The organism is Micromonospora sp. CNZ297 (assembly GCF_007827625.1).
The window spans coordinates 156,429-180,702 of the sequence record NZ_VISU01000009.1 but is presented as its reverse complement, the minus strand read 5'-3'; the positions used below and the strand labels follow the sequence as shown (position 1 = coordinate 180,702).

General features: G+C 72.8%; 30 protein-coding genes. 15 read left to right on the top strand and 15 right to left on the bottom strand.

The features are described 5' to 3' along the window. Positions 1 to 93: 93 nt before the first annotated feature. Positions 94 to 1,377 carry a serine--tRNA ligase gene (serS, locus tag FB454_RS18235; RefSeq protein WP_013287859.1) on the top strand — a complete coding sequence of 428 codons (1,284 nt, stop codon included), beginning with the start codon at positions 94 to 96 and terminating at the stop codon, positions 1,375 to 1,377. Here serS and FB454_RS18230 read toward each other — a convergent pair. Genes FB454_RS18230 through FB454_RS18215 form a run of 4 tightly spaced genes read right to left on the bottom strand, consistent with a single transcriptional unit; the run spans position 1,364 to position 6,101 of the window. After that, positions 1,364 to 2,338 (bottom strand): cytochrome c biogenesis CcdA family protein, encoded by a 975-nt coding sequence (locus FB454_RS18230; RefSeq protein WP_145823212.1) that lies wholly within the window; start codon positions 2,336 to 2,338, stop codon positions 1,364 to 1,366. The genes serS and FB454_RS18230 overlap by 14 nt on opposite strands. Continuing rightward, complete coding sequence (locus FB454_RS18225; RefSeq protein WP_145823211.1) at positions 2,335 to 2,922, bottom strand: redoxin family protein; 588 nt, start codon at positions 2,920 to 2,922, stop codon at positions 2,335 to 2,337. Before FB454_RS18225 ends, FB454_RS18230 begins: the two co-directional genes overlap by 4 nt. A 15-nt stretch (positions 2,923 to 2,937) precedes the next feature. Continuing rightward, positions 2,938 to 4,404, bottom strand: coding sequence for an NADH-quinone oxidoreductase subunit NuoF family protein (locus FB454_RS18220; protein WP_013287862.1), 1,467 nt, complete (start codon positions 4,402 to 4,404; stop codon positions 2,938 to 2,940). Continuing rightward, positions 4,401 to 6,101 carry a ferric reductase-like transmembrane domain-containing protein gene (locus FB454_RS18215; protein WP_145754789.1) on the bottom strand — a complete coding sequence of 567 codons (1,701 nt, stop codon included), beginning with the start codon at positions 6,099 to 6,101 and terminating at the stop codon, positions 4,401 to 4,403. The genes FB454_RS18220 and FB454_RS18215 overlap by 4 nt, the downstream gene beginning before the upstream one ends. 291 nt (positions 6,102 to 6,392) lie before the next feature. Here FB454_RS18215 and FB454_RS18210 point away from each other — a divergent pair, with 291 nt between their 5' ends. After that, entirely contained in the window at positions 6,393 to 7,838 is a 1,446-nt protein-coding gene (locus FB454_RS18210; RefSeq protein WP_145823210.1) for an alpha-amylase, read from the top strand. A gap of 73 nt (positions 7,839 to 7,911) precedes the next feature. After that, complete coding sequence (locus tag FB454_RS18205) at positions 7,912 to 8,802, top strand: L,D-transpeptidase (RefSeq protein ID WP_145823209.1); 891 nt, start codon at positions 7,912 to 7,914, stop codon at positions 8,800 to 8,802. Between the two features lie 40 nt (positions 8,803 to 8,842). Here FB454_RS18205 and FB454_RS18200 read toward each other — a convergent pair whose 3' ends face one another. Beyond that, the gene (locus FB454_RS18200) at positions 8,843 to 9,586 is read right to left on the bottom strand and encodes an SDR family oxidoreductase (RefSeq protein ID WP_145823208.1); all 744 of its coding nucleotides are present in this window, start codon (positions 9,584 to 9,586) and stop codon (positions 8,843 to 8,845) included. Between the two features lie 139 nt (positions 9,587 to 9,725). Between FB454_RS18200 and FB454_RS18195 the strand changes: the two genes are divergently transcribed. Further along, the gene (locus tag FB454_RS18195) at positions 9,726 to 10,577 is read left to right on the top strand and encodes an alpha/beta fold hydrolase (RefSeq protein WP_145823207.1); all 852 of its coding nucleotides are present in this window, start codon (positions 9,726 to 9,728) and stop codon (positions 10,575 to 10,577) included. Between the two features lie 14 nt (positions 10,578 to 10,591). Here the strand turns inward: FB454_RS18195 and FB454_RS18190 are convergent, their stop codons facing one another. Further along, entirely contained in the window at positions 10,592 to 10,846 is a 255-nt protein-coding gene (locus FB454_RS18190) for a hypothetical protein (RefSeq protein WP_013287870.1), read from the bottom strand. Next, complete coding sequence (locus FB454_RS18185) at positions 10,843 to 11,157, bottom strand: DivIVA domain-containing protein (protein WP_030271676.1); 315 nt, start codon at positions 11,155 to 11,157, stop codon at positions 10,843 to 10,845. Before FB454_RS18185 ends, FB454_RS18190 begins: the two co-directional genes overlap by 4 nt. A 367-nt stretch (positions 11,158 to 11,524) precedes the next feature. Here FB454_RS18185 and FB454_RS18180 point away from each other — a divergent pair, with 367 nt between their 5' ends. From FB454_RS18180 to FB454_RS18160, 4 genes are all read left to right on the top strand, one after another. Beyond that, entirely contained in the window at positions 11,525 to 12,403 is an 879-nt protein-coding gene (locus tag FB454_RS18180) for a helix-turn-helix domain-containing protein (protein WP_030271678.1), read from the top strand. Beyond that, on the top strand, positions 12,396 to 12,596 hold the full coding sequence (locus FB454_RS18175) for a DUF397 domain-containing protein (protein ID WP_030271680.1): 201 nt from the start codon (positions 12,396 to 12,398) through the stop codon (positions 12,594 to 12,596). Before FB454_RS18180 ends, FB454_RS18175 begins: the two co-directional genes overlap by 8 nt. A gap of 232 nt (positions 12,597 to 12,828) precedes the next feature. Further along, a complete protein-coding gene (locus FB454_RS18165; RefSeq protein WP_030271682.1) occupies positions 12,829 to 13,035 on the top strand; it encodes a DUF397 domain-containing protein in 207 nt (68 codons plus the stop codon). Positions 13,036 to 13,118: 83 nt separating this feature from the next. Next, on the top strand, positions 13,119 to 14,258 hold the full coding sequence (locus tag FB454_RS18160) for a site-2 protease family protein (RefSeq protein WP_145754795.1): 1,140 nt from the start codon (positions 13,119 to 13,121) through the stop codon (positions 14,256 to 14,258). A 61-nt stretch (positions 14,259 to 14,319) separates the two neighbouring features. On the opposite strand, the gene FB454_RS18155 is transcribed toward FB454_RS18160, so the two are convergent. Next, entirely contained in the window at positions 14,320 to 15,546 is a 1,227-nt protein-coding gene (locus FB454_RS18155) for an FAD-binding protein (RefSeq protein ID WP_145754797.1), read from the bottom strand. Between the two features lie 67 nt (positions 15,547 to 15,613). On the opposite strand from FB454_RS18155, the gene FB454_RS18150 reads away from it, so the two are divergent. Further along, positions 15,614 to 16,027, top strand: a complete 414-nt coding sequence (locus FB454_RS18150) for a hypothetical protein (protein ID WP_145754800.1) — start codon at positions 15,614 to 15,616, stop codon at positions 16,025 to 16,027. Between the two features lie 292 nt (positions 16,028 to 16,319). Here FB454_RS18150 and FB454_RS18145 read toward each other — a convergent pair whose 3' ends face one another. Beyond that, positions 16,320 to 17,249 (bottom strand): LLM class F420-dependent oxidoreductase, encoded by a 930-nt coding sequence (locus FB454_RS18145; protein ID WP_145754803.1) that lies wholly within the window; start codon positions 17,247 to 17,249, stop codon positions 16,320 to 16,322. Positions 17,250 to 17,336: 87 nt separating this feature from the next. Here FB454_RS18145 and FB454_RS18140 point away from each other — a divergent pair, with 87 nt between their 5' ends. Both FB454_RS18140 and FB454_RS18135 read left to right on the top strand, forming a co-directional pair. Then, the gene (locus FB454_RS18140) at positions 17,337 to 17,645 is read left to right on the top strand and encodes a metalloregulator ArsR/SmtB family transcription factor (RefSeq protein ID WP_186461614.1); all 309 of its coding nucleotides are present in this window, start codon (positions 17,337 to 17,339) and stop codon (positions 17,643 to 17,645) included. A 3-nt stretch (positions 17,646 to 17,648) separates the two neighbouring features. Then, entirely contained in the window at positions 17,649 to 18,179 is a 531-nt protein-coding gene (locus FB454_RS18135; protein WP_145823206.1) for an SRPBCC family protein, read from the top strand. Positions 18,180 to 18,188: 9 nt separating this feature from the next. Here FB454_RS18135 and FB454_RS18130 read toward each other — a convergent pair whose 3' ends face one another. Both FB454_RS18130 and FB454_RS18125 read right to left on the bottom strand, forming a co-directional pair. Beyond that, a complete protein-coding gene (locus FB454_RS18130) occupies positions 18,189 to 18,572 on the bottom strand; it encodes a hypothetical protein (RefSeq protein ID WP_013287882.1) in 384 nt (127 codons plus the stop codon). Between the two features lie 80 nt (positions 18,573 to 18,652). Further along, positions 18,653 to 19,414 carry a GNAT family N-acetyltransferase gene (locus tag FB454_RS18125; RefSeq protein WP_145754812.1) on the bottom strand — a complete coding sequence of 254 codons (762 nt, stop codon included), beginning with the start codon at positions 19,412 to 19,414 and terminating at the stop codon, positions 18,653 to 18,655. A gap of 158 nt (positions 19,415 to 19,572) precedes the next feature. Here FB454_RS18125 and FB454_RS18120 point away from each other — a divergent pair, with 158 nt between their 5' ends. Next, a complete protein-coding gene (locus FB454_RS18120; RefSeq protein WP_145754815.1) occupies positions 19,573 to 20,040 on the top strand; it encodes an SRPBCC family protein in 468 nt (155 codons plus the stop codon). A gap of 369 nt (positions 20,041 to 20,409) precedes the next feature. Then, positions 20,410 to 20,844, top strand: a complete 435-nt coding sequence (locus FB454_RS18115; RefSeq protein WP_047892035.1) for a hypothetical protein — start codon at positions 20,410 to 20,412, stop codon at positions 20,842 to 20,844. A gap of 144 nt (positions 20,845 to 20,988) precedes the next feature. Here FB454_RS18115 and FB454_RS18110 read toward each other — a convergent pair whose 3' ends face one another. Then, positions 20,989 to 21,474: a hypothetical protein gene (locus tag FB454_RS18110; protein WP_047892036.1), complete on the bottom strand. Its 486-nt coding sequence runs from the start codon at positions 21,472 to 21,474 to the stop codon at positions 20,989 to 20,991. After that, positions 21,471 to 21,977, bottom strand: a complete 507-nt coding sequence (locus tag FB454_RS18105) for a SigE family RNA polymerase sigma factor (protein WP_013475583.1) — start codon at positions 21,975 to 21,977, stop codon at positions 21,471 to 21,473. The genes FB454_RS18110 and FB454_RS18105 overlap by 4 nt, the downstream gene beginning before the upstream one ends. Positions 21,978 to 22,113: 136 nt before the next feature. Between FB454_RS18105 and FB454_RS18100 the strand changes: the two genes are divergently transcribed. Further along, complete coding sequence (locus FB454_RS18100) at positions 22,114 to 22,905, top strand: AAC(3) family N-acetyltransferase (protein ID WP_145754818.1); 792 nt, start codon at positions 22,114 to 22,116, stop codon at positions 22,903 to 22,905. A 24-nt stretch (positions 22,906 to 22,929) separates the two neighbouring features. Here FB454_RS18100 and FB454_RS18095 read toward each other — a convergent pair whose 3' ends face one another. Beyond that, positions 22,930 to 23,370, bottom strand: a complete 441-nt coding sequence (locus FB454_RS18095; RefSeq protein ID WP_235437459.1) for a hypothetical protein — start codon at positions 23,368 to 23,370, stop codon at positions 22,930 to 22,932. A gap of 19 nt (positions 23,371 to 23,389) precedes the next feature. On the opposite strand from FB454_RS18095, the gene FB454_RS18090 reads away from it, so the two are divergent. Next, positions 23,390 to 23,914, top strand: a complete 525-nt coding sequence (locus tag FB454_RS18090; RefSeq protein ID WP_235437460.1) for a hypothetical protein — start codon at positions 23,390 to 23,392, stop codon at positions 23,912 to 23,914. On the opposite strand, the gene FB454_RS18085 is transcribed toward FB454_RS18090, so the two are convergent. After that, positions 23,846 to 24,229: a hypothetical protein gene (locus FB454_RS18085; protein ID WP_186461613.1), complete on the bottom strand. Its 384-nt coding sequence runs from the start codon at positions 24,227 to 24,229 to the stop codon at positions 23,846 to 23,848. The genes FB454_RS18090 and FB454_RS18085 overlap by 69 nt on opposite strands. Between the last annotated feature and the right edge of the window lie 45 nt (positions 24,230 to 24,274).

Sequence of the window (24,274 nt, the reverse complement as noted above, 5' to 3'; positions counted from 1 at the left end):
GGCGGGCTGCGCGGGCCGGGCCGGGGCGGCGGGGGCGCGACGGTAGCATCTGGAGGTCCCACCTGACTGCCTGGACGGAGGCGTACGAGCAGCATGCTCGACATGGAGTTGATCCGGAAGGATCGCGAGGCGGTGGCGACCGCGCTGGCGAAGCGTCTGGATCCCGCCGAGGTCACCCGGGCGCTGGACGACATCCAGCGGCTCGACCAGGAACGACGCGCCCTGATCACGGAGATCGACGCCGAGCGGCAGCGCCGCAAGGCCGAGGCGCGCGCGTACGCGGAGGCGAAACGGTCCGGCGGCACGCCGCAGCCGGTCGCCCCGGAGGCCGAGCGCAAGCAGCTCGCGGAGCTGGAGTCCCAGCTCGACGAGGTGCAGTCCCGGCTCCGCTCGGCGATGAGCGAGCTGCCGAACCTGCCCGCCGAGGACGTGGTCCCCGGCGGCAAGGAGGCCAACCGGGTGGTGCGGACGTTCGGCGAGGCGCCGGCCATCGAGAAGGTACGCGACCACGTGGAGCTGAGCCGCGCGCTCGGCCTGGTCGACCACGAGCGGGGCGTGAAGCTCGGCGGCTCGGGCTTCTGGATGTACACCGGTCTGGGCGCCCGGCTGGAGTGGGCGCTGGTGAACTGGCTGATCGAGCAGAACATCCAGGCCGGCTACGAGTTCCTGCTCCCGCCGCACCTGCTGCTGGACAGCGCCGGTTTCGCCGCCGGGCAGTTCCCGAAGTTCCACGACGACGTCTACCACATCGACAAGCAGTCGTCCTCGCGCGGCCAGTTCCTGCTGCCCACCGCGGAGACGGCGATCCTCGGCGCGTACCAGGACGAGATCCTGGAGACGCCGAAGCTGCCGTTGAAGGCGTTCGCGTACACGCCGTGCTACCGGCGCGAGGCGGCCGGTTCGCACTCCGACGAGCGCGGCACCGTGCGCGGCCACCAGTTCAACAAGGTGGAGATCTTCCAGTTCACGCTGCCGGAGCAGGCGGGCGAGGCGCTGGAGGCGATGGTCGGGCACGTCGAGGGCCTGGTCGGCAAGCTCGGTCTGCACTTCCAGACCAGCCTGCTCGCCGCCGGTGACGCGAGCGCCTCGATGAAGAAGACGCTCGACGTCGAGGTGTGGATGCCGAGCACCGGCAAGTACAAGGAGGTGTCGTCGGTCTCCTGGGCCGGTGACTACCAGGCCCGCCGGGCGGCGATCCGCTACCGCGAGCCGGGCGCGAAGCAGACCCGTTTCGTGCACACGCTCAACGGCTCGGCGCTCGCCACCAGCCGCCTGTTCCCGGCCATCCTGGAGCAGTGCCAGCAGCCCGACGGCTCGGTGGTGGTCCCGGAGGTCCTCCGCGACAAGCTCGGCACCGACCGCCTCACCCCGCGCTGACCCGCGTCCCCGCCCCCGTCCCCGCCCCACCCGCCTCTCCCCCGCGATCTTGCACTTCCGGCCCGCGAGAAGTCCGCTTCACCCCTTCCGCCCGGGCACCAACTGCAAGATCGCGGGAGAGGGGGCGGGGGCGGGAGAGGGGGCGGCGGGTGAGGGCGGCGAGGAGCAGCGCGGCGAGGAGCAGCGCCGTGAGGACGGCGGGGCCTAGCGTGTCGACGGCGCTCACCACTGACTGCTGGATGCGGGCGGCGGTGCGGATGACCGGGTCGGTGAAGGCGTCGTAGCGGCCCTGGGCGAGGCGTACCTCGTACCAGCCGTACCAGGCGACGTAGCCGCCCGCTACCAGCAGCACCAGGCCGCTCAGCCGCGGCACCCACGCGCCCGCGCCGCGCAGCCGCGCCACGACCCGGCCGCGCAGCAGCGCCACGGCGAGCGCGGCCACGCCGACCACGAGCGCCATCCCCAGCGCGTACGCGCCGAACAGCGCCAGGCCGCGCAGCGGCGACCCTGCCCGCAGGCTGGTCACCACGATCGCCAGGAACGGCGCAATCGCGCAGGTCAGCGACGTGAGCGCGTACGCCGCGCCGAACAGCGCCATGGACGGCCAGGTACGGGTGAGCCGGGGCGCGACACGCAGCGGGCGCGGCGTGGGCAGCCGCCGGCCGGCGAGCAGCCAGCATCCGGCCAGCGCCAGCAGCACGCCGAGCGTCACCGTCAGCCACGGCAGCCGGGGCCGCAGCCAGTCCGCCGCCGGCGCCAGGGCGAGCCCGAACGCGCCGAACACCAGCACGTACCCGAGGGTGAGACCGGCGGTCGCGGTGAGCGCGCGTCCGACCGCGCCGCGCCCGCCGTCGGGGCCGGCGACGAGCAGCGAGAGGTACGCGGGCAGCATCGCGAAGCCGCACGGGTTGACCGCGCCGAGCATGCCCGCGGTGAGCGCGAGCAGCAGCGCGCCGGTCATCCCCGGGCCAGCGTCTCGACCTGCCGGGTCAGTGCCTCGCCGTCCAGGAATCCCTGGTGGACGACCCGGCCGGTGCGGTCCAGGACGACGAACGTGCTCTGCTCGGCCACCTTGAACCGGCGCCACAGCGCGCCCGCCCGGTCGTCGATCTGTGTCGTGCCGCCCAGGTCGAACTCGGTGACGAACGACTTCATCGCCTTCTGCTCGCCGAGTCCGGCGACGCCGACGATGGGGACCGTGTCGCGGTAGGCCGGGGCGATCTCGGCCACCGTCCACGCCTGGCTGGCGCAGGTGGCGCACCAGGGCGCCCAGAACCAGAGCACGACCGGCCGCCCGGCCAGGGCGGCGGCGTCGAACGCCGTACCGTCGAGGGTCTTGCCGGTGAACGACAGCGCGGCCGGCACCGCGGCCGGTGACGTGGACGCCGGTGCGGATGCCGGCCCGGACGGGGACGCGGCGGCCGGGGGCGCCGGTGCGACCGCTCCGGCCCGGTCCCCGGGCTCGGGCCCGGCGGCGCAGGCGGTCGCGGCGGCGAGCGTGGCGGCCAGTAGGGCGACGGCTGTCACACGAGCGGCGGTACGCATCGGCGGCTCCTGGTTCTACTCGGCCCGGACCAGGCGGAGCGCGAGTTCGGGACAGACCTTGACCGCCTTGAGCGCGCCCTCGCGCAGCCACGTCGGCACCGGGGTGGGCGGGAACGCCGGGTAGCCGTTGCCGTCGAGCCGGATGAAGTCGGGTACGACGTGCGCGCACAGCCCGTGGCCGTCGCAGCGTGACCAGTCCAGGGTGAGCTTCTGCGGGTTGGCGTCCGGCGCGCCGGGCAGGCCCATCATGCCCTTGACGCGTTTGCCGCAGCCCTCGCCGGTGGCGTGCAGCCGCAGGTCGTCGGCGAACACCTCCATGGCGGACAGCGCGAACCGGGCGGTGCCGTCCGGGTGGCTGCACGCGCCGCGTCCCTTGACGTCGCCGGCGGCGGCCCGGACCAGTTCGACGGGTGCGCTGCCGGAGACCGCGAGGTCGACCGAGCGGGCCAGGTCGGGCAGGCCCATCTTGCACGGGCCGCACTGCCCGGCGGACTCGCCCGCCAGGTAGCGCACCACCTGCGCGGCCTCGCCGAGCGGGCAGGTGTCGGCACCGAGCGGCACGATGATGCCGGCACCGAGCGTGCCGCCCACGGCGGTGAGCCCCTTGCGGGACACCTCGGCCCGCTCGGCGGCCGCCGCGGTGATCCACTTGCCGTGGTAGCCGCCCATCAGGATGCCCGGGCCGGGCGGCACCTCGCACAGGTCGAGGATCTCCCGCAGCGGGGTGCCGGCCGCGCACTCCACCACGGCGGGGCGCTTCGCCGACCCGGTGACTGTGAGCAGCACGGTGCCCGGCTCGTCGTCGGTGCCGAGCGCGGCGTACTCGTACGGGCCGATCCGGGCGGCGACGGCGAGCTGGGAGTACGTCTCGGCGTTCGACAGCAGCGTGGGCAGACCGCCGACGCCGGAGTCGCTGGAACGCTTCTTCGTGCCGGGCGGGATGTGCGGCAGGCCGTTGATGCCGTTGACCAGCGCGCCGCCCTCACCGGAGATGAACCGGTGCGGCACCGTGACGATGGTGGTCGGCACCGGCATCCGCCGTTCCTGCAACGCCTCGGTCAGCGAGGGCCGGCCCACGTCGTCGTCGGCCACCCCGATCACGATCTCCTCGGCGTCGAGCGCGAACGCGGCGAGCGCGGCGCCGTCCAGGATGAGGTGCGGGGCGCGGGTGAGCAGCACCTTGTCCTTCCAGCTCGCCGGCTCCCCCTCGGTGGCGTTGACCACCACCACGGCGCCGAGGTCCTGCCGCTCGCAGGACTCCAGCACGGCGCGCAGCTTGCGGGCGAACGGGAAGCCCGCGCCGCCCTTGCCCTTGAGGTCGATCGCCTCGGCGAGTCGCAGCAGCGCCGCCGGTTCCATCGGGCCGATCGGGCCGTGCACCTCCTCGTGGGCCAGCAGGTCGAGCCGGCCGAACTCGGCGAACCCGGCGGTCAGGCGGGGCTCGCCGACACAGGCGACCGGCGGGACCGTCGTGCGCGTCACCGGGCCTCACCTCGCAGCCCGGCCCAGTACGCGCCGTCGACCGCGTCCGCGTCGGCCCGCTTGCGACGGCCGGACCGGCTCTCCTTGCCCGCGCGCATCGCCCGGCGGGAGGCGAGGTCGACGAGCGTCGGGGTGTCGTCCACGAACGCCTCGTCGGCGGCGTAGCGGGCCGGCGGGCGCCAGTAGTCCGGCTCCTCCGGCACGTCCTCCTCGTCGCGGTAGCGGCGGCCGGACCCGCTGAGCGGTTCGGCCGAGAGCGGGGTGCCGGAGATCGGGCCGGCCGAGATCGGCTCACCGGAGATCGGGCGGCTCTCCCAGCGGCGCGGGCTGTCCCACGGCTCCTCCGGCTCGTCGGTGGCGCGCGGCGGCGCGGAGTAGCGGGCCACCTCGGCCGCGGTGGCGTACCGGCTGCTGTCCGGGGGTGCGGAGTGGCGGCCGCCGGTGTCCGGCGGCGCCGAGTGCCGGCCGCCGCTCTCCGGCGGAGCCGAGTACCTGGCGACCAGATCCTCGTCGTCGCGGGACCGGCGGCTCACCCGCTCCTCGTTCCGGGACCGGCGGGTCACGCGCTCCTCGTCGTCGCGCCGACGGCGGCGGGACCGCTCGCCGTCGGTCCGGCGGGCCGGCGCCGCCTCCTCGTCCCGGGCGCGGACGACGGGCTCGCGCTCCTCGTCGCGGCGGCGGGCGGGCGCCTCCTGGGTGCGGGCGCGCCGGGCAGGCGCGTCCGGTTCGGCGTCGCGCCGCCGGGCGGCTGCCGCGCGGACCGGCTCGCGCAGCGACCCGGGTTCCGGTACCACGGGTACGGCGAACCGCTCCGGGTCGCGCCGCCGGGCGGTGCCCGCCGGTGCGGTCCAGGTGGCTGTCGCCTCGGCCCAGCGTCCCCGGCCGGCGCCGCTGTCCTCCTTGTCCGCGGCCTTCTTCCGGGTGAGCGCGGCGAACACGCCGGTACGCTCCTCGCCCTTGCCGGCCATCGCCTTGTTGAGCGCGACGGCCTGGTGCTGCTCGCGGCTGCGCTTGCCGAGGTGGACCGAGACGCGGACCAGCAGCGCCATCACCACCAGCACCACGCAGGCGAGGTAGCTCAGCACCACCCAGCCGGCGGCGGGCCGGCCGGCGTTGAGGCCGTGCACGAGCGCAAACGGCCAGGACACGTACGCCATCGAGTGCAGTCCGCGCCAGAACCACTTGGGACCGACGCCGGCGAACCGGACCCGGATCAGGCCGGTCCAGAGCACGCCCACCATCAGCAGCGCGGCGACGGTGCCGAGCCCGATGTAGAGGCCGCTGCCGCTGATGAACGGCACCACCGCGTCGGTCGGCCCGGCCCGGCCGATCGCGACCTTGGTGATGACGTGGAAGACCAGCCCGGCCACGCCGAGCACGCCGGTGGCGCGGTGCGCCGACTGGAGCAGCACGCGGTGCCGGATGAGCAGCACCAGGCGGTCGGTGGCGAGCAGGCCCAGCATCACGGTGATGCTGAGCGAGACCAGGGCGACCACCCCGGCGAAGAACTCGGTGAAGAAGAATCCGTACGAGTACATGACGCCGCCGGCGCCGGCCAGCTCCACCCCGGCCCACGCGAGGCCGAGCGCGGAGGCGGTCAGCGCCACCATCGCGGACTTCGACATCGTCCGGGCACCACGACTGGTGGTGGTGGTCCGGACGGTCGTCGCCTTCTCGTTCTGCTGTGCCCGGGCCATCTGCTCCTCGATCGTCTCGCGGCGGCGCCCCCACCGGCCGACCCTGCTCCCACCTCAGGTACGGAGGGACGGCGCGGACGGATCACCTCCGGTGGCGAATTTCTCGGCCGGATTCTCGAACCGTCCGGACCGGACGCGCGTGTAGCGCCTGACGCAACGACGGATGCCCATGCGTTGACAGACTTTGCAACAGGCTCGTAACCTTGCCGCAAAATTTCAGGCTGGTTGCAAGAAGCCGGCACTGATACAGGCTCCACTCCCCCGCATCCCCCGCACCCCGCAGGAGTCCTGATGCATCGACGCCGATGCCGCGCCGCCGCGCTCGCCCTGGGTCTGGCCGCGAGTCTGCTCGTCCCCCTCACCGCGGCGGCACCCCCGGCCGCCGCCGCCACCCCCGGCGCCAAGAAGGTCATCGTCCAGCTCTTCGAGTGGAACTGGACCTCGGTGGCCGCCGAGTGCACCAGCACGCTGGGCCCGAAGGGCTACGGCTACGTGCAGGTGTCCCCGCCGCAGGAGCACGTCAACAGCAGCCCGTGGTGGGTGTCGTACCAGCCGGTCAGCTACCGGATCGAGTCCCGCAAGGGCACCCGCGCGCAGTTCCAGTCCATGGTGAACACCTGTCACGCCGCGGGCGTCAAGGTGATCGTCGACGCCGTGGTCAACCACATGTCCGGCCAGGAGAACGGCGGCACCGGCTGGGCCGGCTCGTCGTACGGCCACTACAACTACCCGGGCGTCTACTCGGCGCAGGACTTCCACTACTGCGGACGCAACGGCAACAACGACATCGCCAACTACAACGACCGGTACGAGGTGCAGAACTGCGAGCTGGTCAACCTGGCCGACCTCAAGACCGAGTCGGAGTACGTGCGCGGCCGGCTGGCCGCGTACCTCAACGACCTGCTCTCGCTCGGCGTCGACGGCTTCCGCCTGGACGGCAGCAAGCACATGCCGGCCGCCGACATCGCCGCGATCAAGGCCAAGCTGAACCGCAGCGCGTACCTGGTGCAGGAGGTCATCTACGGCGCCGGTGAGCCGATCCAGCCGACCGAGTACACCGGCAACGGCGACGTGCACGAGTTCCGGTACGGCAAGGACCTGGCCCGGATGTTCAACAACGAGCGCCTCGCGTATCTGCGGAACTTCGGCGAGTCCTGGGGCTACCTGTCGAGCGCGAAGGCGGTGGTCTTCACCGACAACCACGACACCCAGCGCGAGGGCGGCGTGCTCACCTACCGCAACCGCGGCACGTACGCGCTCGCCAACGCGTTCATGCTGGCCTGGCCGTACGGCACCCCGACGGTGATGTCGAGCTTCACGTACAGCGGCCGGGACCAGGGCCCGCCCGCCGACGGCAGCAACCGGATCACCAACGTCACCTGCTACTCGGGCTGGGAGTGCGAGCACCGCTGGCCGGTCATCGCCAACATGGTCGGCTTCCGCAACGCCACCGAGGGCGCCGGGGTCTCCAACTGGTACGACAACGGCTACCAGCACATCGCGTTCAGCCGTACCGGCAAGGGCTACCTGACGATCAACGACGAGGACAGCGCGGTGAACGGCCGGTCGTACTACACCGGGCTGCCGGCGGGCCGCTACTGCGACGTCATCCACGGCACGTTCAGCAACGGCTCGTGCAGCGGCCCGGTGATCACCGTGGACTCGTCCGGCTGGTTCGCCGCGAACATCGCCGCGCACGACGGGATCGCCATCCACATCGGCGCGAAGCTCAGCTGAGCCACCCGGGCCGCGAAGCCCCCGTACCCGCAGTACCGGGTACGGGGGCTTCCGGTCGGTTACAGTCGGTTTCGTGCTTTTCGACCGGTTCGCCACGCGCCGGCCTCCCGGCTGGCTGATCGCCGCGCTCGCCGCACCGCTGCTGCTCGTCACCGCGCTGCTGGTCGGCCGCGCGCTCACCGCCGCGCCCGCGCGCCAGGCGGCGCCGCCCGCCGCCGCGCCCCCGGCCACGACCGCCGCGCCGAGTCCGTCGCCGGTGGAGTCGGTGCCGCCCGCCGCGCCGGCGCCGGACGACCTGCCGGTGGTCACCTACGACCCGGCGCCGCGCGGCTTCCCGCCCGACCCGGACCCGGCCGACACCCGCCCGTTGAGCGAAGGGCTGCGCCCGAACCGGAACGTGGCCGCCTACGACGCACCGGGCGGCCGTCCGCTGGCGTTCCTCGCGCCGACCATCAGCGGCGTACGGCTCACCGTGCCGATCGTCGACCGCCGCTCGGGCTGGACGGCGGTGCTGCTGCCGTCGGCGAACCGCACCATCGCCTGGCTGCCGTCCGGCGGCTGGACCACTGTGGTGCTGCGCGACCAGATCGTGGTGGAGCGGCGCACCCACCGCCTCACCTGGAGCCGGGACGGGCGCGCGATGCGCACCTGGCCGGTCAGCCTCGGCATGTCCGGGCAGCTCACCCCGCTGGGCCGCACGTTCGTGCTGGGCCGCACCCCGCCCCCGGAGGCCGTCTACGGCGGCGTCGACATCTTCGCCCTCGGCGCGATCCCCGACGACCCGGACGCGGTGCCGACCGGGCTGCGCGGAGCCCACATCGGCCTGCACAGCTGGTACAACGACGACACGCTCGGCAAGAACGTCACGAACGGCTGCATCCGGCTGACCCGCAGCGCCCAGCGCCTGCTGCTGACCGAGGTCGAGCCGGGCACCGCCTTCGTGGTGGTCGACCGCCTGCCCTGACCGGGCTCGGCCCAGCAGCCGGTCGTCGGCCCGGATCCGCTCAGGCCGTCGCGCCGCCGTCGACCGCGATCGACGCGCCGGTGATGTGCCGTCCGCCGGCGCCCACCAGGTGACTGACAGTCGCCGCCACGTCGTCCGGATCCGCGTACCGGCCGAGGGCGATGTGCGACCGCTGCCCGTCCGCGCCCGCGCTGTCCGCCGGGTTCATGTCGGTGTCGGTCGAGCCGGGCAGGATCAGGTTGACGGTGATCCCACGCGGACCGAGCTCGCGGGCGAGCGCCCGGGTCAGCCCGTTCACGGCGCTCTTTGTCATCGCGTACGCGCTCACGCCGGGAGCCGGGACACGGCTGGCGAAGCTGCTGCCGATGTTGACGATCCGCCCACCGGCACCCATGTGGCGTACCGCCGCCTGGGTGGCGAGGTAGGTCCCGCGCACGTTCACCGCGATCGCCCGGTCCAGGGCGTCGAGGCTGACCGACTCGATCGGCCCACCCGCGAACACCCCGGCGTTGTTGACCAGGATGTCCAACCGCCCCAACTCGGCTACGGTCCGCTCCACGGCGCCGACCACGGCCGTCGCGTCGGTACTGTCCGCATTGATCGCCAGGCCGGTCCGGCCGTACGCCTCGATCTGGCTCACCACGGACTTCGCGCTGTCCTCCGCGGTGCGGTAGGTGAACGCGACGTGGATGCCGTCCTCGGCCAGCCGGCGCGCGACGGCGGCGCCGATACCCCGGCTCCCGCCCGTCACCAGGGCAACCCTGTCGGCAAGTCTGACCGTCATGCCGTCATCCTGACAGTCGACTCAGGACGCTGATCATCCGGGCCACCCGTCCGTTCCCTGTCCGTTCGATCAGACAGGATTGCCGGCACCCAGTCCGGGTACGCGCGGGCCGTCCAGCGGCGAAACGGGGAGACTAGACATGAGCGCACCGACGGGACGGGTCGACACGATCGTGCTCATCCACGGGCTCTGGATGACCTCGCGGAGCTGGGAGCACTGGGCGCAGCGGTACGCCGCGCGCGGCTTCCAGGTGCTCACGCCCGCCTGGCCCGGCATGGACCGCGAGGTGGAGGAGCTGCGGGCCGACCCGGCGCCGATCGCCGCGCAGCGCATCGCCGACATCGCCGACCACTACGAGGCGATCATCAGGGACCTGCCGCGCCCGCCGATCATCATGGGCCACTCGTTCGGCGGCCTGATCGCCCAGTTGCTGGCGGACCGCCGCCTCGGCGCCGCGGTGGTCGCCGTGCACCCCGCGCCGGTACGGGGCGTGCTCAAGCTGCCGCCCAGCACGCTGCGCTCCGGGTACTCCATCCTGCACAACCCGGCGAACCGGCACCGCGCCGTGCCGTTCACACCGGAGGACTTCCGGTACGCCTTCGGCAACACCATCAGCCAGGAGCAGTCCGACGCGGCCTGGGAGCGGTACGCCGTACCGGGCGCCGGGCACGTGCTGTTCGAGGCGGCGTTCGCCAACCTGGATCCGAACTCGGCCACCGAGATCGACAAGAAGCGCAGCGACCGCGCCCCGCTGGTCATCACCGCGGGCGGCGAGGACCACGTGGTGCCCGCGTCGCTGGCCACCAGCATCTCCAACCTCTACCGGAGTTCGACGGCGCTCACCGGCTACCGGGAGTTCCCCGGCCGGTCGCACTTCGTCGGCGGCGAACCGGGCTGGGAGGAGGAGGCGGACTTCGCGCTGGAGTGGGCGGTGGAGGCGGCGAACGAGTTCTCCCCGACGGTGGTCGCCGAGGCCCCTCGACGGCGCTGACCCCCGGCGGTCGCTCATCGCGGCCGGAACCGCCGGGAGCACTCACCGTCGTGTCCGGGCCGGAGCAGACACCGCTGCCCGCCGGGCAGCAACCGGTCGCAGAACACCCAGTGGCGGACGTTCTGGTCGTCCTCCGCCGAGACAGTGGTGCCGCCCGGCTCGGTCTGCGGCAGAACGTGGGTCCAGTGCGCCACCACCCTCGCCAGCCGCTGAGCGGAGAGCAGGTCGTTGACGACGACCGGCAGATGGATCACCCAGCGCTCGGTCACCTGTCGTACCCCCGTTCGTTGCGGGCCTGGGCCTGCTCCGACTGCCAGCGGCGCAGCGCGTTCTTGATCCGGTCCGTCTCCCGGCGGCTCTGCGCCAGCGCGTCGTAGACGGCGGCCAGGTCACCGGCGACGCGGTCGAGGAACTCCCGCACCTCCTGCGGGTCGAGCCCGCGCCGGCCCAGCGGGGTCGTCCGGAAGCTCCGCTCGCGCACCTGCCAGGGGCGCAGCGGGTGGTAGGCCGACGAGCGATAGCAGGTCGATCCGAGGACCGACCGCCGGCGACGCCGGACACGCCGGAGGAAGACGCGCATGGCAGGACCTGCCTCTCACCGTCGAGATCGAACCGTGGAAGGGGTGGATCCGCCGACCCGCCCCGCACCGGCGGACCCACCCCGGCACCTGCCACCGCAGCCTTCGACCAGCAGTACGTCAGCAGGGCTCACATGGCCACTGAGCAGCGAGAACTCCACAGTGGCCGCAGAGGCAGTGAAGCACTGGACAAGCGCAATTGCAACATTGCAATAGCAGCTTGGCGATAGCGACCTACCCAAAGAAAGATACTCGCTGTGACGTGTCTATTGATTGCGAGACAGGACGGCGCTTCAATTGGACGTCCACTTGTTGAGGAACAACCGCAGTCGGAGGCAGTGCGTGTCACAAGGAGTCACCGGCTCGACGATGTTGCGGCGGCAGATCGGCCGCAAGTTCGAGTCACTGCGCAAGTCCGCAGGACTGACGATGGAGCAGGCTGCGGAACGTCTGGACCGAGCGCGGGCGACGCTGCATCGGATCGAGAACGGTGCCGAGCACGTCCGCTTCCGGCAGGCAGACGTACAACAGATGCTCGACCTCTATGGCGCATCCGCCGACGACCGTGAGCTGCTGCTTGCCCTGACGGCAGCCACCAGAGAGAACAAGAACTGGTGGCACGACTATGTCGGCTCGGGCCTACCGCGCTGGTTCCAGCTCTACATCGGGCTCGAAGCTGCCGCATCCACCATCCGGCAGTACGAGGCCGAACTGGTTCCCGGCTTGCTCCAAACACGCGCCTACGCCGAGGAGGTCTTCCGAACGCCTGGCGGCTCGATCGACGCGAAGGACAGCAGCGAGCGTCAGCGGGCGGTCCAACTGCGCGTCGAGCGGCAGGCGCTTCTCACCCGGTTCTCCGCGCCGCAACTCAGCGTGATAATCAACGAGGCCGTGTTGCGTCGACGAGTCGGCAGCGCCACGATCATGGCCGAACAGCTTCACCAGATCCTGAAGGCAGCAGAGCTACCCAACGTGACCGTCCAAGTTGTGGAATTTTCCGCCGGGCTGCATGCCGGGGCCATGGCGGGAGCCTTCTCGATCTTGGACTTCCCGAAGGACAGCAACGGCAAGGAGCTGGAACCACCGGTGGCTTACCTGGAGGCAGCGACCGGCGCCATCTACCTCGACAAGCCGCACGAGATTGCCGCCTACGACACCATCTGGGCCGACATGACGAGCCGCGCCCTCACCGAGTCCCGATCGAAGAGTCTGATCCAGCAAGTCGCAGAGGAGTACTCCCGTGCCTGACCTGACCGGCGCAGTCTGGCGCAAGTCGAGTCGCAGCAACAACGGTGGCAACTGTGTCGAGGTCGCCGACGGCCTGCCCGGCGTCGTGGGGCTACGTGACAGCAAGGAACCCGCCGGCTCGGCCCTCGCCTTCCCGCCTAGCAGTTGGACCGCCTTCATCCGGGCCGTCAAGAACGAGACGCTCGGCCAGTGACCGGCCGTCTCGGCTGGTGGCAGGCGTACGACGACGTGCTGCCGGACGATGCGGACCGGCCCGGCCGCACCATCCAGATCCTGATCTTCGGCGCGGACGAGTGCGGGTCGATGGGCAGCACCTTAAGCGTGCTGACCTTCCCGAGCCGGCCGATCCGGGGGTCGTCTACGTCGAGACCCGCGCGGGTAGCCTCATCCTGGGGGCGATCGACGAGCTGTGAGAGGACGCGCGGGTGGAAGAGGTCAACCAGGCGGCGGTGACCTGGCGCAAGAGCACCCGCAGCAACGGCTCTGGAAACTGCGTCGAAGTCGCCGACGGCCTGCCCGGCGTGGTCGGGCTACGCGACAGCAAGGACCCCGCCGGTCCGGCCCTCGCCTTCGACCGGGCAGCCTGGTCGACCTTCATCGCGAGCGTCAAACAGCGGTCCTTCCGCCGCTGACGCCCTGAGGGCTCTGCCCTGGTGCCCTGTGAGATGCCACCCGGCCCTGGTGTGCGGGTGGGTCCGCCGGGTATGACGGGAACATGAGGGCGAGTTTCCGTCTGGGCCGGATCGCGGGCGTACCGGTCGGCGTCAACTGGAGTGTCCTGGTCATCTTCGTGCTGATCGCGTGGGCGCTGTCGGCGAGCCTGTTCCCATCCTCGTACCCCGGTCACTCCCCCGTCGCCTACTTCGCGGCCGGTCTGGCCGCCGCCGTGGTCTTCTTCCTCGGCCTGCTCGCCCACGAGGTGGCGCACGCCGTGGTCGCCAAGCGCAACGGCATCGAGGTCGAGGGCATCACGCTGTGGCTGTTCGGCGGCGTCGCCGAGCTGAAGGGCGAGGCGAAGGACCCGGGCGCCGAGCTGCGGATCGCCGGGGTCGGGCCGCTGGTCAGCCTGATCATCGGCGTGTTCTTCGCGGCGATCGCGGTAGCGGTCGCCGCCGCGGGCGGGCACGGGCTGCTGCTCGGCGCGCTGGCCTGGCTGGCGGGCATCAACGTGCTGCTGGCGATCTTCAACGTGCTGCCGGCCGCCCCGCTGGACGGCGGGCGGCTGCTGCGCGCGGCGGTCTGGAAGTTCACCGGCGACCGGACCAAGGCGTCCGTGGTGGCGGCCCGCGCGGGCTGGGTGCTCGGCGTCGTGCTGATCGGGCTCGGGCTGTGGCGGTTCTTCACCGGCGCCGGGTTCGGCGGGCTGTGGCTGGCGCTGATCGGCTGGTTCCTGCTCGGCGCCGCCGGCCAGGAGGAACGCGCCGCACGGATGGGCGACGCGCTGCGCGGCATCCGGGTGGGCGACGTGATGACGCCGCAGCCGCAGACCGCGTCCGGCGACCTCACAGTGGCCGACTTCGTCGACCACTACCTCTTCGCGTACCGGCACTCCGCGCTCCCACTGACCGTCGACGGCAGGCCGGTCGGCCTGGTCACGCTCGATCGGGTACGCAGCATCCCGGCGGACCGCCGCGCGTCGACCACCCTGGCCGAGGTGTCCTGCCGGACTGACGAACTCGTGCTCGCCCGCCCGGAGGAGCAGCTCACCGACCTGCTGCCCCGGCTCAACGAGTGCACCGACGGCCGGGCGCTCGTGGTGGTCGGCGACCAGCTGGTCGGCATCGTCTCGCCCAGCGACATCAGCCGGGCGGTGCAGCGTGGCAGCCTGCGCCAGCAGGTGCCGGCCGGGCGCTGACCCGCATGAGTGACCGCACCGAGCGAAGCGAGGGCCGGGAGCGCATGCCCAGTCGGCGCCGTCAGTCCCGGGGGAAGTAGCGGTCCATCTCGGCGGTGCGGAACTTCCCCTTCGGGTCGAACTCGCGCAGCAGCGCGGCGAAGTCGGCGTGCCGGGGGTACGCGGCGGCGGGATCGCGGTCGAACAGCTTCCCCCAGTGCGGGCGCGGCGCGAACGGGGCGAGCCGCGTCTCCACCTCGGCCAGCACCGGCGCCACCGCCACCGGGTCGCCGATCCAGGTGAAGTGCAGCGCCAGCGAGTGGCGCCGGTAGTTCGGGCTCAGCCACAGCTCGTCGGCGGCGATCGTCCGCAGCTCGCAGATCTGGAGCACGGCGGCGATCCGGTCGGCGACCGGGTCGAGCGCGGCGAGCGCCGCCGCCGCGTCGTCCCGGGCCACGTGCCACTCGGACTGCAACTCGTCGCCGCTGCTCGGGGTGAAGCCGAGCCGGAAGTGCGGCAGCCGCTCGTGCCACGGCCCCGGCTCGCCGAGCTGCGCCGTGCAGTGCTCCGGCGACATGCCGGGCACCGGGTGCCGGGGGGAGTCGGCCGCCTCCGTGTCCAGCCAGTCGGCGGGCGGCGGCGCCTGGTCGGCGTACTGCTTCACCCACACCTGGTCGAAACGCTCCGAACGCCACGAGGTGAAGACGCTGACGCTGTACTCGGCGTCGAGCGCCTCGTCCAGCGCCGCGCGGGGCAGGCCGAGCCGGACGTATTGCCGGATCTCGTACGTGGGCACCACGTCGAGCGTGAGCCGGGTGACCACGCCCAGCGCGCCCAGGTTGACCACCAGCCCGGCGAACCGCGGGTCGGCCCGGTCGACGGTGATCAGGTCGCCGTCGGCGGTGACCAGTTCCAGCGCGGCGACGGCGGCGGCGAGGTTGCGGTTCCGCACGCCGGAGCCGTGGGTGGCGGTGGCGACCGAGCCGGCCACCGAGATGTGCGGCAGCGAGGCGAGGTTCGCCAGCGCGTACCCCTGAGCCTGCAGCGCGGTGGCCAGGTCGCCGTAGCGGACGCCGGCCGCGACGGTGACGGCGCCGCGGTCCGGGTCGAGCGCGACGGCGGGCGGCAGGCCGTCCAGCGCGATCTGGGTACCAGTGGTGTCGCCGAGCCGGTTGAACGAGTGGCCGGTGCCGACGGCCCGGACCAGGTCGGCCTCCGCGACCAGCCGGCGCAGGTCGTCGGTCGAGGTCGGCCGCGATCGGGTACGCGCCGACCAGCTGACGTTTCCGGCCCAGTTGGTGTCCGTCATGCGCTGCATCATGCGCCATCATGCGCCCGCAGGGTTGCCCCGGCCACTCGGCGGGAATCCTGGCGGGATGAGCAGCTACCGCGACCCGAGCCTCCGCGGCGACGTGTACCCGTCGGAGGAGGAGATCGACCCGACCGGCGTGGACCCCGACGCCGCGGAGATGCCGCCTGCCGCCGTGGGGATGCCGCCTGCCGCGGCCGGGGCGGGGCCCGTGGGGACCGCGCCGGTGCCGGGGCCCACGCCCGAGCCCGAGCCGGACCCGGTGCCCCATCCGGGGCCGCCGCCGCGCCAGGTGTCGGGCCGGTCGATCGTGACCCGGCACCTGGACGGTTCCGTCGAGGTGGTGACCGACCTCGACGGCGACGGCGTGGCCGACGTGGTGCAGGTCGACCTGGACGGCGACGGTGTGCCCGACGTGACGTACCTGGACAGCGACCGCGACGGCCGCCTCGACACCGTCCGCCGCGCAACCCCACGCTGACGCGCCCGGCGCTCACGCGACTCGGCGACGATCTTGGAGTTCTGGCGCCCACACCGTTGATCATGCAGTTGCTGCCCCGACAAGAGCCGTAAATCCGGCACTGAAAGGGCCGCAACCGCAAGATCGCGGGGTTGCGGCGGTGGTGCGGGAGTGCCTCCCGTAACGCGAGATAGTCGTTTCGCAAGGTGGGACCGATGGAGATCTTGGTAAGAAAGGGCCCCTATGGGGGCCGTTTGGTACCAAGATCTCGACGGGATCCGGGAGGCGCGACGGGCGGCGGGCAGGGGCCGGGTCAGATCTTGGGCATCACCTCGGCAGCTACCAGCTCCAGGTGGTCCAGGTCGCTCACGTCGAGCACCTGGAGGTAGGCGCGCGAGCTGCCCGCCTCGGCATACCGGCCGAGCGTCTCGACCACCTCGGCGGGCGTGCCGGCGGCGCCGTTGGCGCGCAGTTCGTCGGGGTCACGGCCGATCGCCTCGGCGCGGCGCTTCACCTCGGCCTCGTTGCGGCCGCAGCAGAGCACGAGCGCGTTGGACCAGGTCATCGTGGACGGGTCGCGGTCGATCCGGGCGCACGCGTCGCGTACCCGCCCGAACTGCGCGACGGTGTCCTCGACCGAGGCGAACGGCAGGTTGAACTCGTCGGCGTACCGGGCGGCCAGGCGGGGTGTGCGCTTCGGGCCCATGCCGCCGAGCAGGATCGGCGGGCGGGGGCGCTGCACCGGCTTGGGCAGCGCGGGCGAGTCGCTGACCGGGTAGTACGTGCCGGGGAAGTCGAACGTGGAGCCCGCCGGGGTGGACCAGAGCCCGGTGATGACGGCGAGTTGTTCCTCCAGCCGGTCGAACCGCTCCCCCAGCGACGGGAACGGGATGCCGTACGCGGAGTGCTCCTCGGCGTACCAGCCGGTGCCGATGCCCAGCTCGACCCGGCCGCCGCTCATCTGGTCGACCTGCGCCACGGTGATCGCCAGCGGGCCCGGCAGCCGGAACGTGGCGGCTGTCATGAGCGTGCCGAGCCGGATCCGGGTGGTGTCGCGGGCCAGCCCGGCGAGCGTGGTCCACGCGTCGGTCGGGCCGGGGTCGCCGCTCACCGAGCCCATCTTCAGGTAGTGGTCGGAGCGGAAGAACGCGGCGAAGCCGGTCTCCTCCGCGCGGCGGGCCACAGCGAGGAGCTGGTCGTATGTGGCCCCCTGCTGGGGCTCGGTGAAGATCCGCAGTTCCATCCCCCGAGCATATGGAGCCGGCCGGGCCGGGGCAGCGCGACCTGTCATTCCTTGCCAGGCATATAACTGATGAGGCATATTGCAGGGGTGACCGTCGACGCCTTCACAGTGCTGGCCGAGCCGTCCCGGCGCCGCATCCTCGACCGGCTGCGCCGGGCGGAGAGCAGTGTCGGCGAGCTGGTGGACGCGCTGGGCATGAGCCAGCCGGCGGTCTCCAAGCACCTGCGGGTGCTCCGCGACGCCGGCCTGGTCACCTGCCGTACTGCCGCGCAGCGGCGGATCTATCGGATCGACACCACGCCGCTACGGGTAGTGGACGACTGGCTCGGGCCGTACCGGTCGATGTGGACCGCACACCTCGACGCCCTGGAACGCCATCTCGACAGTCAGGAGTGACCGATGGACCGCGACACGTTCCGTCCCGGCCCGCCCGCCCGGGTGCATCTGGAACCCGCGAACGACAGGTGGGACCTGGTCTTCGTCCGCGCCCTGCGGCACCCGCCGGAGACGGTGTGGGCCGCGCTCACCGACCCGGATCGGCTCGCCGAGTGGGCGCCGTTCCTGGCCGACCGCGACCTGGGCCGTACCGGTGACGCCGTGCTCAGCACCGTCGACGGCGACCAGACCCACCCGGCGGCGGCCCGGGTGCTGCGCGCCGACCGGCCGCACCTGCTGGAGTACACCTGGGGCGACGACAGGCTCCGCTGGGAGCTGACCGCGACCGCCGACGGCACCACGCTCACGCTGCGGCACCGGGTCGGCGGTCCGGACCTCGCCCCGATGACGGCCGCCGGCTGGCACCTCTGCCTCGACGTCGCCGCGCACCTGCTCGACGGCGACCCGGTCGGCCCGATCCGGGGCGCGGAGGCGAAGGACTTCGGCTGGGCGGAACTGCGCGACGCGTACGCCGAACGTCTGGACCGCGACTGACGACGCCCGTCACGCGGTCCGGCGGCGCAGCCACCCGGCGGCGCCGCCGACCAGCGTCGTCCCGATGGTCGTGCCGATGGCCACCAGCGCCGCCCCGACCGCCCACAGGCCGGTGTCGTCGGTCGAGGCGGCGTGCACCGCCCACGGGACGGTGAACGCCACTGTCATCACCGTTGCCACCAGCCAGATGTTCAGCCACCAGCCGCCTACCGCGGCCAGCGCGCCCAGGGTCAGCACCGCGGCGGCGACCTGCCAGACCGCGTACGGCCCGCTCATGTCGCCGGTCTGCGGGTCCACGGTCCAGCCGGACTCCCAGCTCAGCCACGCCACCCAGGCACCGGCCGTGGCCAGCGCCAGGAGCAGACCGCCGAGCAGCGTACGTCTCGTTGTCACGCATTCGATCCTGCCCGGCCGACGGGCCGGGCGAATGAGCACGCGTACTCGGTTCGCCACCTCGGGACGCATCGAGCGGGCTACGCGTCGGGGATGCGGACCGTGAGCACCCGGGTGAGGACGCGGAAGCCGACGGCGTCGTACATGCGGCGGGCCGGGTTGCCGTCGACCACCGACAGGCCGACTGACGGCAGCCCGACCTCCCGCGCGCCGCGCAACGCGTGCACGAGCAGCGCCCGGCCGAACCCGCGCCGCTGTGCGCGGGGCGCCACGCCCAGGTTGAGGATCCAGACGCAGTCGTCGTCGGTCCACGGCACCGGCCCGGCGCACAGCACGTGCCCGGCGCTGCGGCCGTCCGGGTCGATCAGCCGGGCCGAGGCGGGCACCAGGGGTGGCACCGGCTCGCCGGTGTCGAACATCGCCCGTACCTCGTCGGTGTCGCTCGGCTGCCAGCGGCCGTCCGGGTGGTCCGGGCCGTACGCCGCGTCCAGCCCTTCGGCGAGGTCGTCGTCCCAGCCGGGGGCGCCGAGCGACCAGCCGTCCGGCAGTGCCACCGGTTCGGGTACGCCGGTCAGGTCGTGTCGCATGTCGGTGGCGGCCCGGTCCAGCTTGAGCCCGTCGGCCACCAGTGCCGCCGCCAGCGCCTCGTCCGGCGTCTCCAGCCGGTGCCCGGCGAGGTCGCGCCGCACCTGCGCGACGAGCCGGGTGAGCGGCGCCTCGGGCAGCGGCCGGACGTCGGCCGCGACCGCGGTGCCGTCGTCGTCCCGCAGCCGCATTCGGGCCAGCGGCGTGTCGTCGTCACCCAGCAGCAGCGAGTCGTGGAGGTGTTGTCGTACCGGCATTCGCGGCAGCGTACCGGGCGCGCCCCGCTCCCGCTCCCCGCCGATCTTGGACTTGTGGCGCCTGAATCGCCCTTCTCAGCCGCATTCGTTCACGACCACAACTCCAAGATCGACGAGGAGCACCCGCGGGCGGGAGGGCGCGGGCCTAGGGTTGGGGGGTGAGCAGGATCGACCGGGGCAGCAGGACGATCGCCGCACCACCGGCGGCGGTGTACGACGCGCTCGTCGACCGGGCCGCCCTGGAGGCATGGTTGCCGCCGGACGGGATGCGCGGGCGGATCGAGCGCTGGGATCCACGGCCGGGCGGCGGGTTCCGGATGGTGCTCACCTACCTCGACCCGGCCGGCAGCCCTGGCAAGACGTCGGACGCGACGGACGTGGTCGACGTCGGGTTCGCCGAACTCGTACCGGCGCACCGGGTGGTGCAGACGGCCGTGTTCCAGGCCGACGACCCGGCGTACGCGGGCACCATGACCATGACCTGGCACCTCACGGCGGCCGGCGACGGCACCGCTGTGACGGTCACCGCCACCGGTGTGCCGCCGGGCATCGACCAGAGGGTGCACGAGGAGGGCATCGCGTCCTCGCTGGCGCACCTGGCCGCGTACCTCGAACCGGGCGGCTGACCACGACGGAGGCCGGGAATGGCGGCGGCTTTTGCGGGTAGCCGCCGGCGGTGACCGGGCAGCGTGCGGGGCGCGGCGGCCGGCGGGGGTCGTCGCGGCGCGCCGGCCTGGACGCGGAACGGTTCGACGAGGCGTGGGAACGCGTGAACGAGCGCGGCCGCGCGGCCGGGCGGGACCGGATGCAACAGCTGCGGATCAAGTCCGTACTCGCCGTGCAGGCCGGACTTGCGGCGGCGCTGGCCTGGGCCGCCGCGCGCTGGCTCACCGGCATGCCGAGCCCGATCTTCGCCCGCGGACGCGGGCGTGCAGGTGCATGTCGTGCCGTCCGTCGTCGTGCACGGCAGCGCTGCGCTCGGCTAGGGTGCGCCTGTGGCAGTGACGGCAGCGGGCGTCTTCCGGCGTACGCCGCAGGAGCGGGCCGACCAGCGACTCGCCTGGGATCGCGCCGACCAGCCGTTCTTCGCCGCCGGGGCCTGCCACATCCTGGCCTGGGTGTGCCGGGACACCTACCCGGATCGGCCGATCGGTCTCGCGGGGTTGCGGTTCGCGGGTCAGAGCCAGGTCTTCCACGTGTACGCGACCTGGGCGGACCGGGCGTTCGACCACGCCGGCTGGAACCCGGAGGCGGATCTGCTCGCGGCCAACCGGGAGTTCGAACGGCGCCCCCTGGAGCGGATCGCGATCGTCGACGATCTCGCCACCTTCTGCCGGGAGCACTTCTCCCGCATGCCACACCAGTACTGGGGTGATCCGCTCCCCCGCGCCCGCGACTACGTGAACCGGCACGCCCCGCCGTGGGAGTGACGCCGAACGTCGGTAGGGCCGTCTCCACCCGGCTCGGATCGGTCGGGCGTACCCGCATGGACTGACCGCGCCGAGGGCCGGGCCCGCCACGGTCGGGGCGGGCCCGGCCCTCGCACCGGCCCGGAGGGTGCCGGCGTACGACGGTCAGCGCCTGATGGGGCTGGGCGACGGAGCCGCACCGCCCGGCGGGCTCGTGCCCTCCGGACCCAGCGGGACGGGCGACGGCATCGCACCGCCCGACGGGCTCGTGCCCTCCGGGCCTACCGGGACGGGCGACGGTGCGCCCGGGCGAGTCGGGTCCGCGCCGTCCGGCATCCGCCGGCCGTCCGGGCCGACCGGGACGGGCGACGCCAGGCCCGGCGGGGCCGGAACGGGCTCGGTCCGGTCCGGCTGCGGGGCGCTCGTGCCCGGCTGCGGCGAGATCACCGGGTCGTCGCCGCGGCCGGCGTAGGCGAACGGCGCCCCGATCACCAGCACCGCCAGGATGCCCGCCGCACCTGCCGCCACCGTGTTGCGTCGACGGTTACGCACGCGCCGTTCCGCCCTGGTCAATGAGTCCTGCACAGTCGGTGCCTCCTCGGCGATGTCGGTGAGGGTGGAGCGGAGCAGACCTTCGAACGGATCACTCATCGCCGCATCTCCAGAAGCTCGCTGTCCGGCAGGATCTGACGCAGTCGGGTGACCGCCCGGTGGGTCCGGCTGCGCACCGTCCCGACCGAGCAGCCCAGCAGTTCGGCGACCTGGGCCTCCGGCAGGTCCTCGTAGTAGCGCAGGACCACGACGGTGCGCTGCGCGGGCGGCAACTCCCACAGCGCCGCCCGCAACGCCAGCCGGAGATCCGTACCGCCGGCCGGGTCGGCCACCACCGGCTCCCGCACACCGGCCGGGGACTCCCGACGACGGCGCAACCGCCGCCACCAGCTCACCTGCTCCCGGTACATGACGGCACGGAGGTAGCCCTCCGGGTCGGCGTGCCGGATGCTCCGCCACTTCGGAATGATCTTCGACAGCGCCGACTGGAACAGATCCTCGGCACTGCTGCGGTCACCGGTGAGCAGGTAGGCGACCCGTATCAGCGCCGGGGCACGGCTCGCCACGAACTCGGCCAGCACCGCCCGCTCGTCCTCGTCCACCGCACCACCCTCGTCTCCTCGTTCACCAGTGACAGACGCCGGACGGCACCGCCGCTATCCCGGGATCGGCGAAACGGTTTCCGCGGGCGTCGGCACCGTCCCCGGTCCAGGCTCGGCCCCGCCTACACTGCGGCGGGTGGACCAGGCCGCACCGCACACCGTCAGCTCGATCGCGTACGACCTGCGCGTGCTCGGCATCGCCCCGGGTGACGTTCTGCTGCTGCACTCGTCGTACCGGAGTCTCGGGTTCGTCGCCGGTCGCACCGAGGCGGTGGTGCGGGCGCTGCTGGCGGCGCTCGGGCCGGAGGGCACCCTCGTCGTGCCGACGCACACCCCGGAGAACACCGACCCGGCCGAGTGGCGGCATCCGCCCGTACCCGAGGCGTGGTGGCCGGTCATCCGCGAGCAGACGCCCGGCTTCGACCCGGCGTGCACGCCGAGCCGGTGGATGGGCGCCGTCGCCGAGACGGTACGCACCTGGCCGGGCGCCCGCCGCAGCGACCACCCGCAGGTGTCCTTCGCCGCGCTCGGCGCGCACGCCGCCGACGTCGTGGAGGGACACCGCCTCGACGACGCGCTGGGCGAGCACTCACCGCTCGGCGCGGTGTACCGGCTCGACGGCAAGGTGCTGCTGCTCGGCTGCGACCACAGCTCCAACACCTCGCTGCACCTGGCGGAGTGGCGGCAGGCGTCGCCGCCGCGGGCGGTGACGGGCTCGGCGGTACGGCTGCCGGACGGCACGAGCCGGTGGACCACGTGGACAGACGTCGTCACCGACGAGGACGACTTCGACCGGCTGGGCGCCGACTTCGAGGCGACAGGCGGCGCGACGACCGGCCAGGTCGCCGGCGCGACGGCACGGCTGATGCGCCAGCGCACCCTGGTCGACTTCGCAACCGCCTGGATGGCCACGAACCGCGCGCACTGACCGCGCCTGCGGCGCGCCGCGCGCTCAGTCCGGCGGCTTGGGGGCGAAGGGGTTACGGCGGGGCTGGCGTAGTTCCCACTCCGCCGGGCAGAGGTGGGTCCACGCGGCTCCCGTCACCGATCGCCGGTCGGGCAGCTCGTCGCCCCAGGCCGGCAGGCGGTTCTCGACCTGCCGGACATAGCGCTCGTAGACGACAAGCTCGCGGTACTCCGGATCGTGCCGCCAGAGCGCGTACGGCTGCTCGCGCAACCAGTCGCATGCCGCGTCGCCCTCGGCGACCAGATCCGCGGTCGGCGGCAACACCGCCAGCGGCCGATCGTTCCGCCGGTCGCCGTACTGCTTCAGGTACGCCAGGTATCCGCTCTCGTCCCGCGGGTGGGTCGCGTGGACGCCGACGACGGTCACCGGCAAGGCGAGCAGCGCGGTCACGGCCAGTGCCGACACCACCCACAGGCGTCTGTTCACGCGGCAACCATAGACTGCGGTGCATCTGTCCGCCGCCCCCTGGCAGCGGCGCGCCACGCCTACGATCTCGCGCATGAAATCGCCGCGCCTGCGCCTTCTCAGCTGCCTCGCCGTGCCGTTGCTGGCAGCCTGCGGCGCCGAACCGTCCGAGATGGTGGCGGAGGTGCCGCCGACGTACACCTGCTGCGAGGACCTGGACGTCGACAAGCCGTATCAGCCTGGCCAGACCGTGACCGTCCACTGGACCGTCGAGTCCCCGGACGAGCCGGGCTCCGCCTCGCCGCAGGTCGAGCTGGCCGCACGGCTGACGGGTCCGTTCGGCACTGTGGACGACCTCAAGGCCGCTTCGGCGGTCCCGGGGCTGGTCACCTTCACGGCGACACCGGTCCGGCCGACCGGCACTCCGGGCGAGCGTCCCGCCAGCACGATCGTGATCGGCCCCGATGCCAAGCCGGGCTTCTACGACCTGGTCACCTCAGTGATCGACGGAGGCAACGCCACGTCCAGTGGCAGCAGCATCGTCCGGGTCGTGCCCGAGCAATGAGCGCCGGCTTCCAGGAGCAGGCATCTCCCGAGGCGGCCCCGGCTCGGCGCGGCACCAACCGCCTCGGAACTCCACTCCGGGGATTCCCTCGATCAGGCGGCTGATGTCGACCACCGCCCCGAGAGAGTCGGCGACGCTGCCGCGCAGTTCTCCGACCGCCGATTCGAGATCGTCGTCTTCCGTGCGCCACTCGACATCCGCATCTCGCAGCTCGGCCACTGCGCGATCGGTGAGAGCCTCCGCGTCAGTGACCAGGACGTCGACTCTGCAGTACAGGTGCAGAGCGAACGGCGTCGAGGCGTGCGGGTTCTCCATCCGGTCAGCATGCCGAAGCAGGCGTGAGTTGGGTAGAGCGCTCCC

Excerpts from the sequence above, each read along its gene's own strand:
- FB454_RS18215 (WP_145754789.1), bottom strand. The coding sequence starts at position 6,101 with ATGGCCCGGGCACAGCAGAACGAGAAGGCGACGACCGTCCGGACCACC.
- FB454_RS18230 (WP_145823212.1), bottom strand. The coding sequence starts at position 2,338 with ATGACCGGCGCGCTGCTGCTCGCGCTCACCGCGGGCATGCTCGGCGCG.
- FB454_RS18180 (WP_030271678.1), top strand. The coding sequence starts at position 11,525 with ATGTTGCGGCGGCAGATCGGCCGCAAGTTCGAGTCACTGCGCAAGTCC.
- FB454_RS18155 (WP_145754797.1), bottom strand. The coding sequence starts at position 15,546 with ATGACGGACACCAACTGGGCCGGAAACGTCAGCTGGTCGGCGCGTACC.
- FB454_RS18085 (WP_186461613.1), bottom strand. The coding sequence starts at position 24,229 with ATGGAGAACCCGCACGCCTCGACGCCGTTCGCTCTGCACCTGTACTGC.
- FB454_RS18200 (WP_145823208.1), bottom strand. The coding sequence starts at position 9,586 with ATGACGGTCAGACTTGCCGACAGGGTTGCCCTGGTGACGGGCGGGAGC.
- FB454_RS18110 (WP_047892036.1), bottom strand. The coding sequence starts at position 21,474 with ATGAGTGATCCGTTCGAAGGTCTGCTCCGCTCCACCCTCACCGACATC.
- FB454_RS18150 (WP_145754800.1), top strand. The coding sequence starts at position 15,614 with ATGAGCAGCTACCGCGACCCGAGCCTCCGCGGCGACGTGTACCCGTCG.
- FB454_RS18225 (WP_145823211.1), bottom strand. The coding sequence starts at position 2,922 with ATGCGTACCGCCGCTCGTGTGACAGCCGTCGCCCTACTGGCCGCCACG.
- FB454_RS18145 (WP_145754803.1), bottom strand. The coding sequence starts at position 17,249 with ATGGAACTGCGGATCTTCACCGAGCCCCAGCAGGGGGCCACATACGAC.
- FB454_RS18125 (WP_145754812.1), bottom strand. The coding sequence starts at position 19,414 with ATGCCGGTACGACAACACCTCCACGACTCGCTGCTGCTGGGTGACGAC.
- serS (WP_013287859.1), top strand. The coding sequence starts at position 94 with ATGCTCGACATGGAGTTGATCCGGAAGGATCGCGAGGCGGTGGCGACC.
- FB454_RS18160 (WP_145754795.1), top strand. The coding sequence starts at position 13,119 with ATGAGGGCGAGTTTCCGTCTGGGCCGGATCGCGGGCGTACCGGTCGGC.
- FB454_RS18195 (WP_145823207.1), top strand. The coding sequence starts at position 9,726 with ATGAGCGCACCGACGGGACGGGTCGACACGATCGTGCTCATCCACGGG.
- FB454_RS18210 (WP_145823210.1), top strand. The coding sequence starts at position 6,393 with ATGCATCGACGCCGATGCCGCGCCGCCGCGCTCGCCCTGGGTCTGGCC.
- FB454_RS18135 (WP_145823206.1), top strand. The coding sequence starts at position 17,649 with ATGGACCGCGACACGTTCCGTCCCGGCCCGCCCGCCCGGGTGCATCTG.
- FB454_RS18185 (WP_030271676.1), bottom strand. The coding sequence starts at position 11,157 with ATGCGCGTCTTCCTCCGGCGTGTCCGGCGTCGCCGGCGGTCGGTCCTC.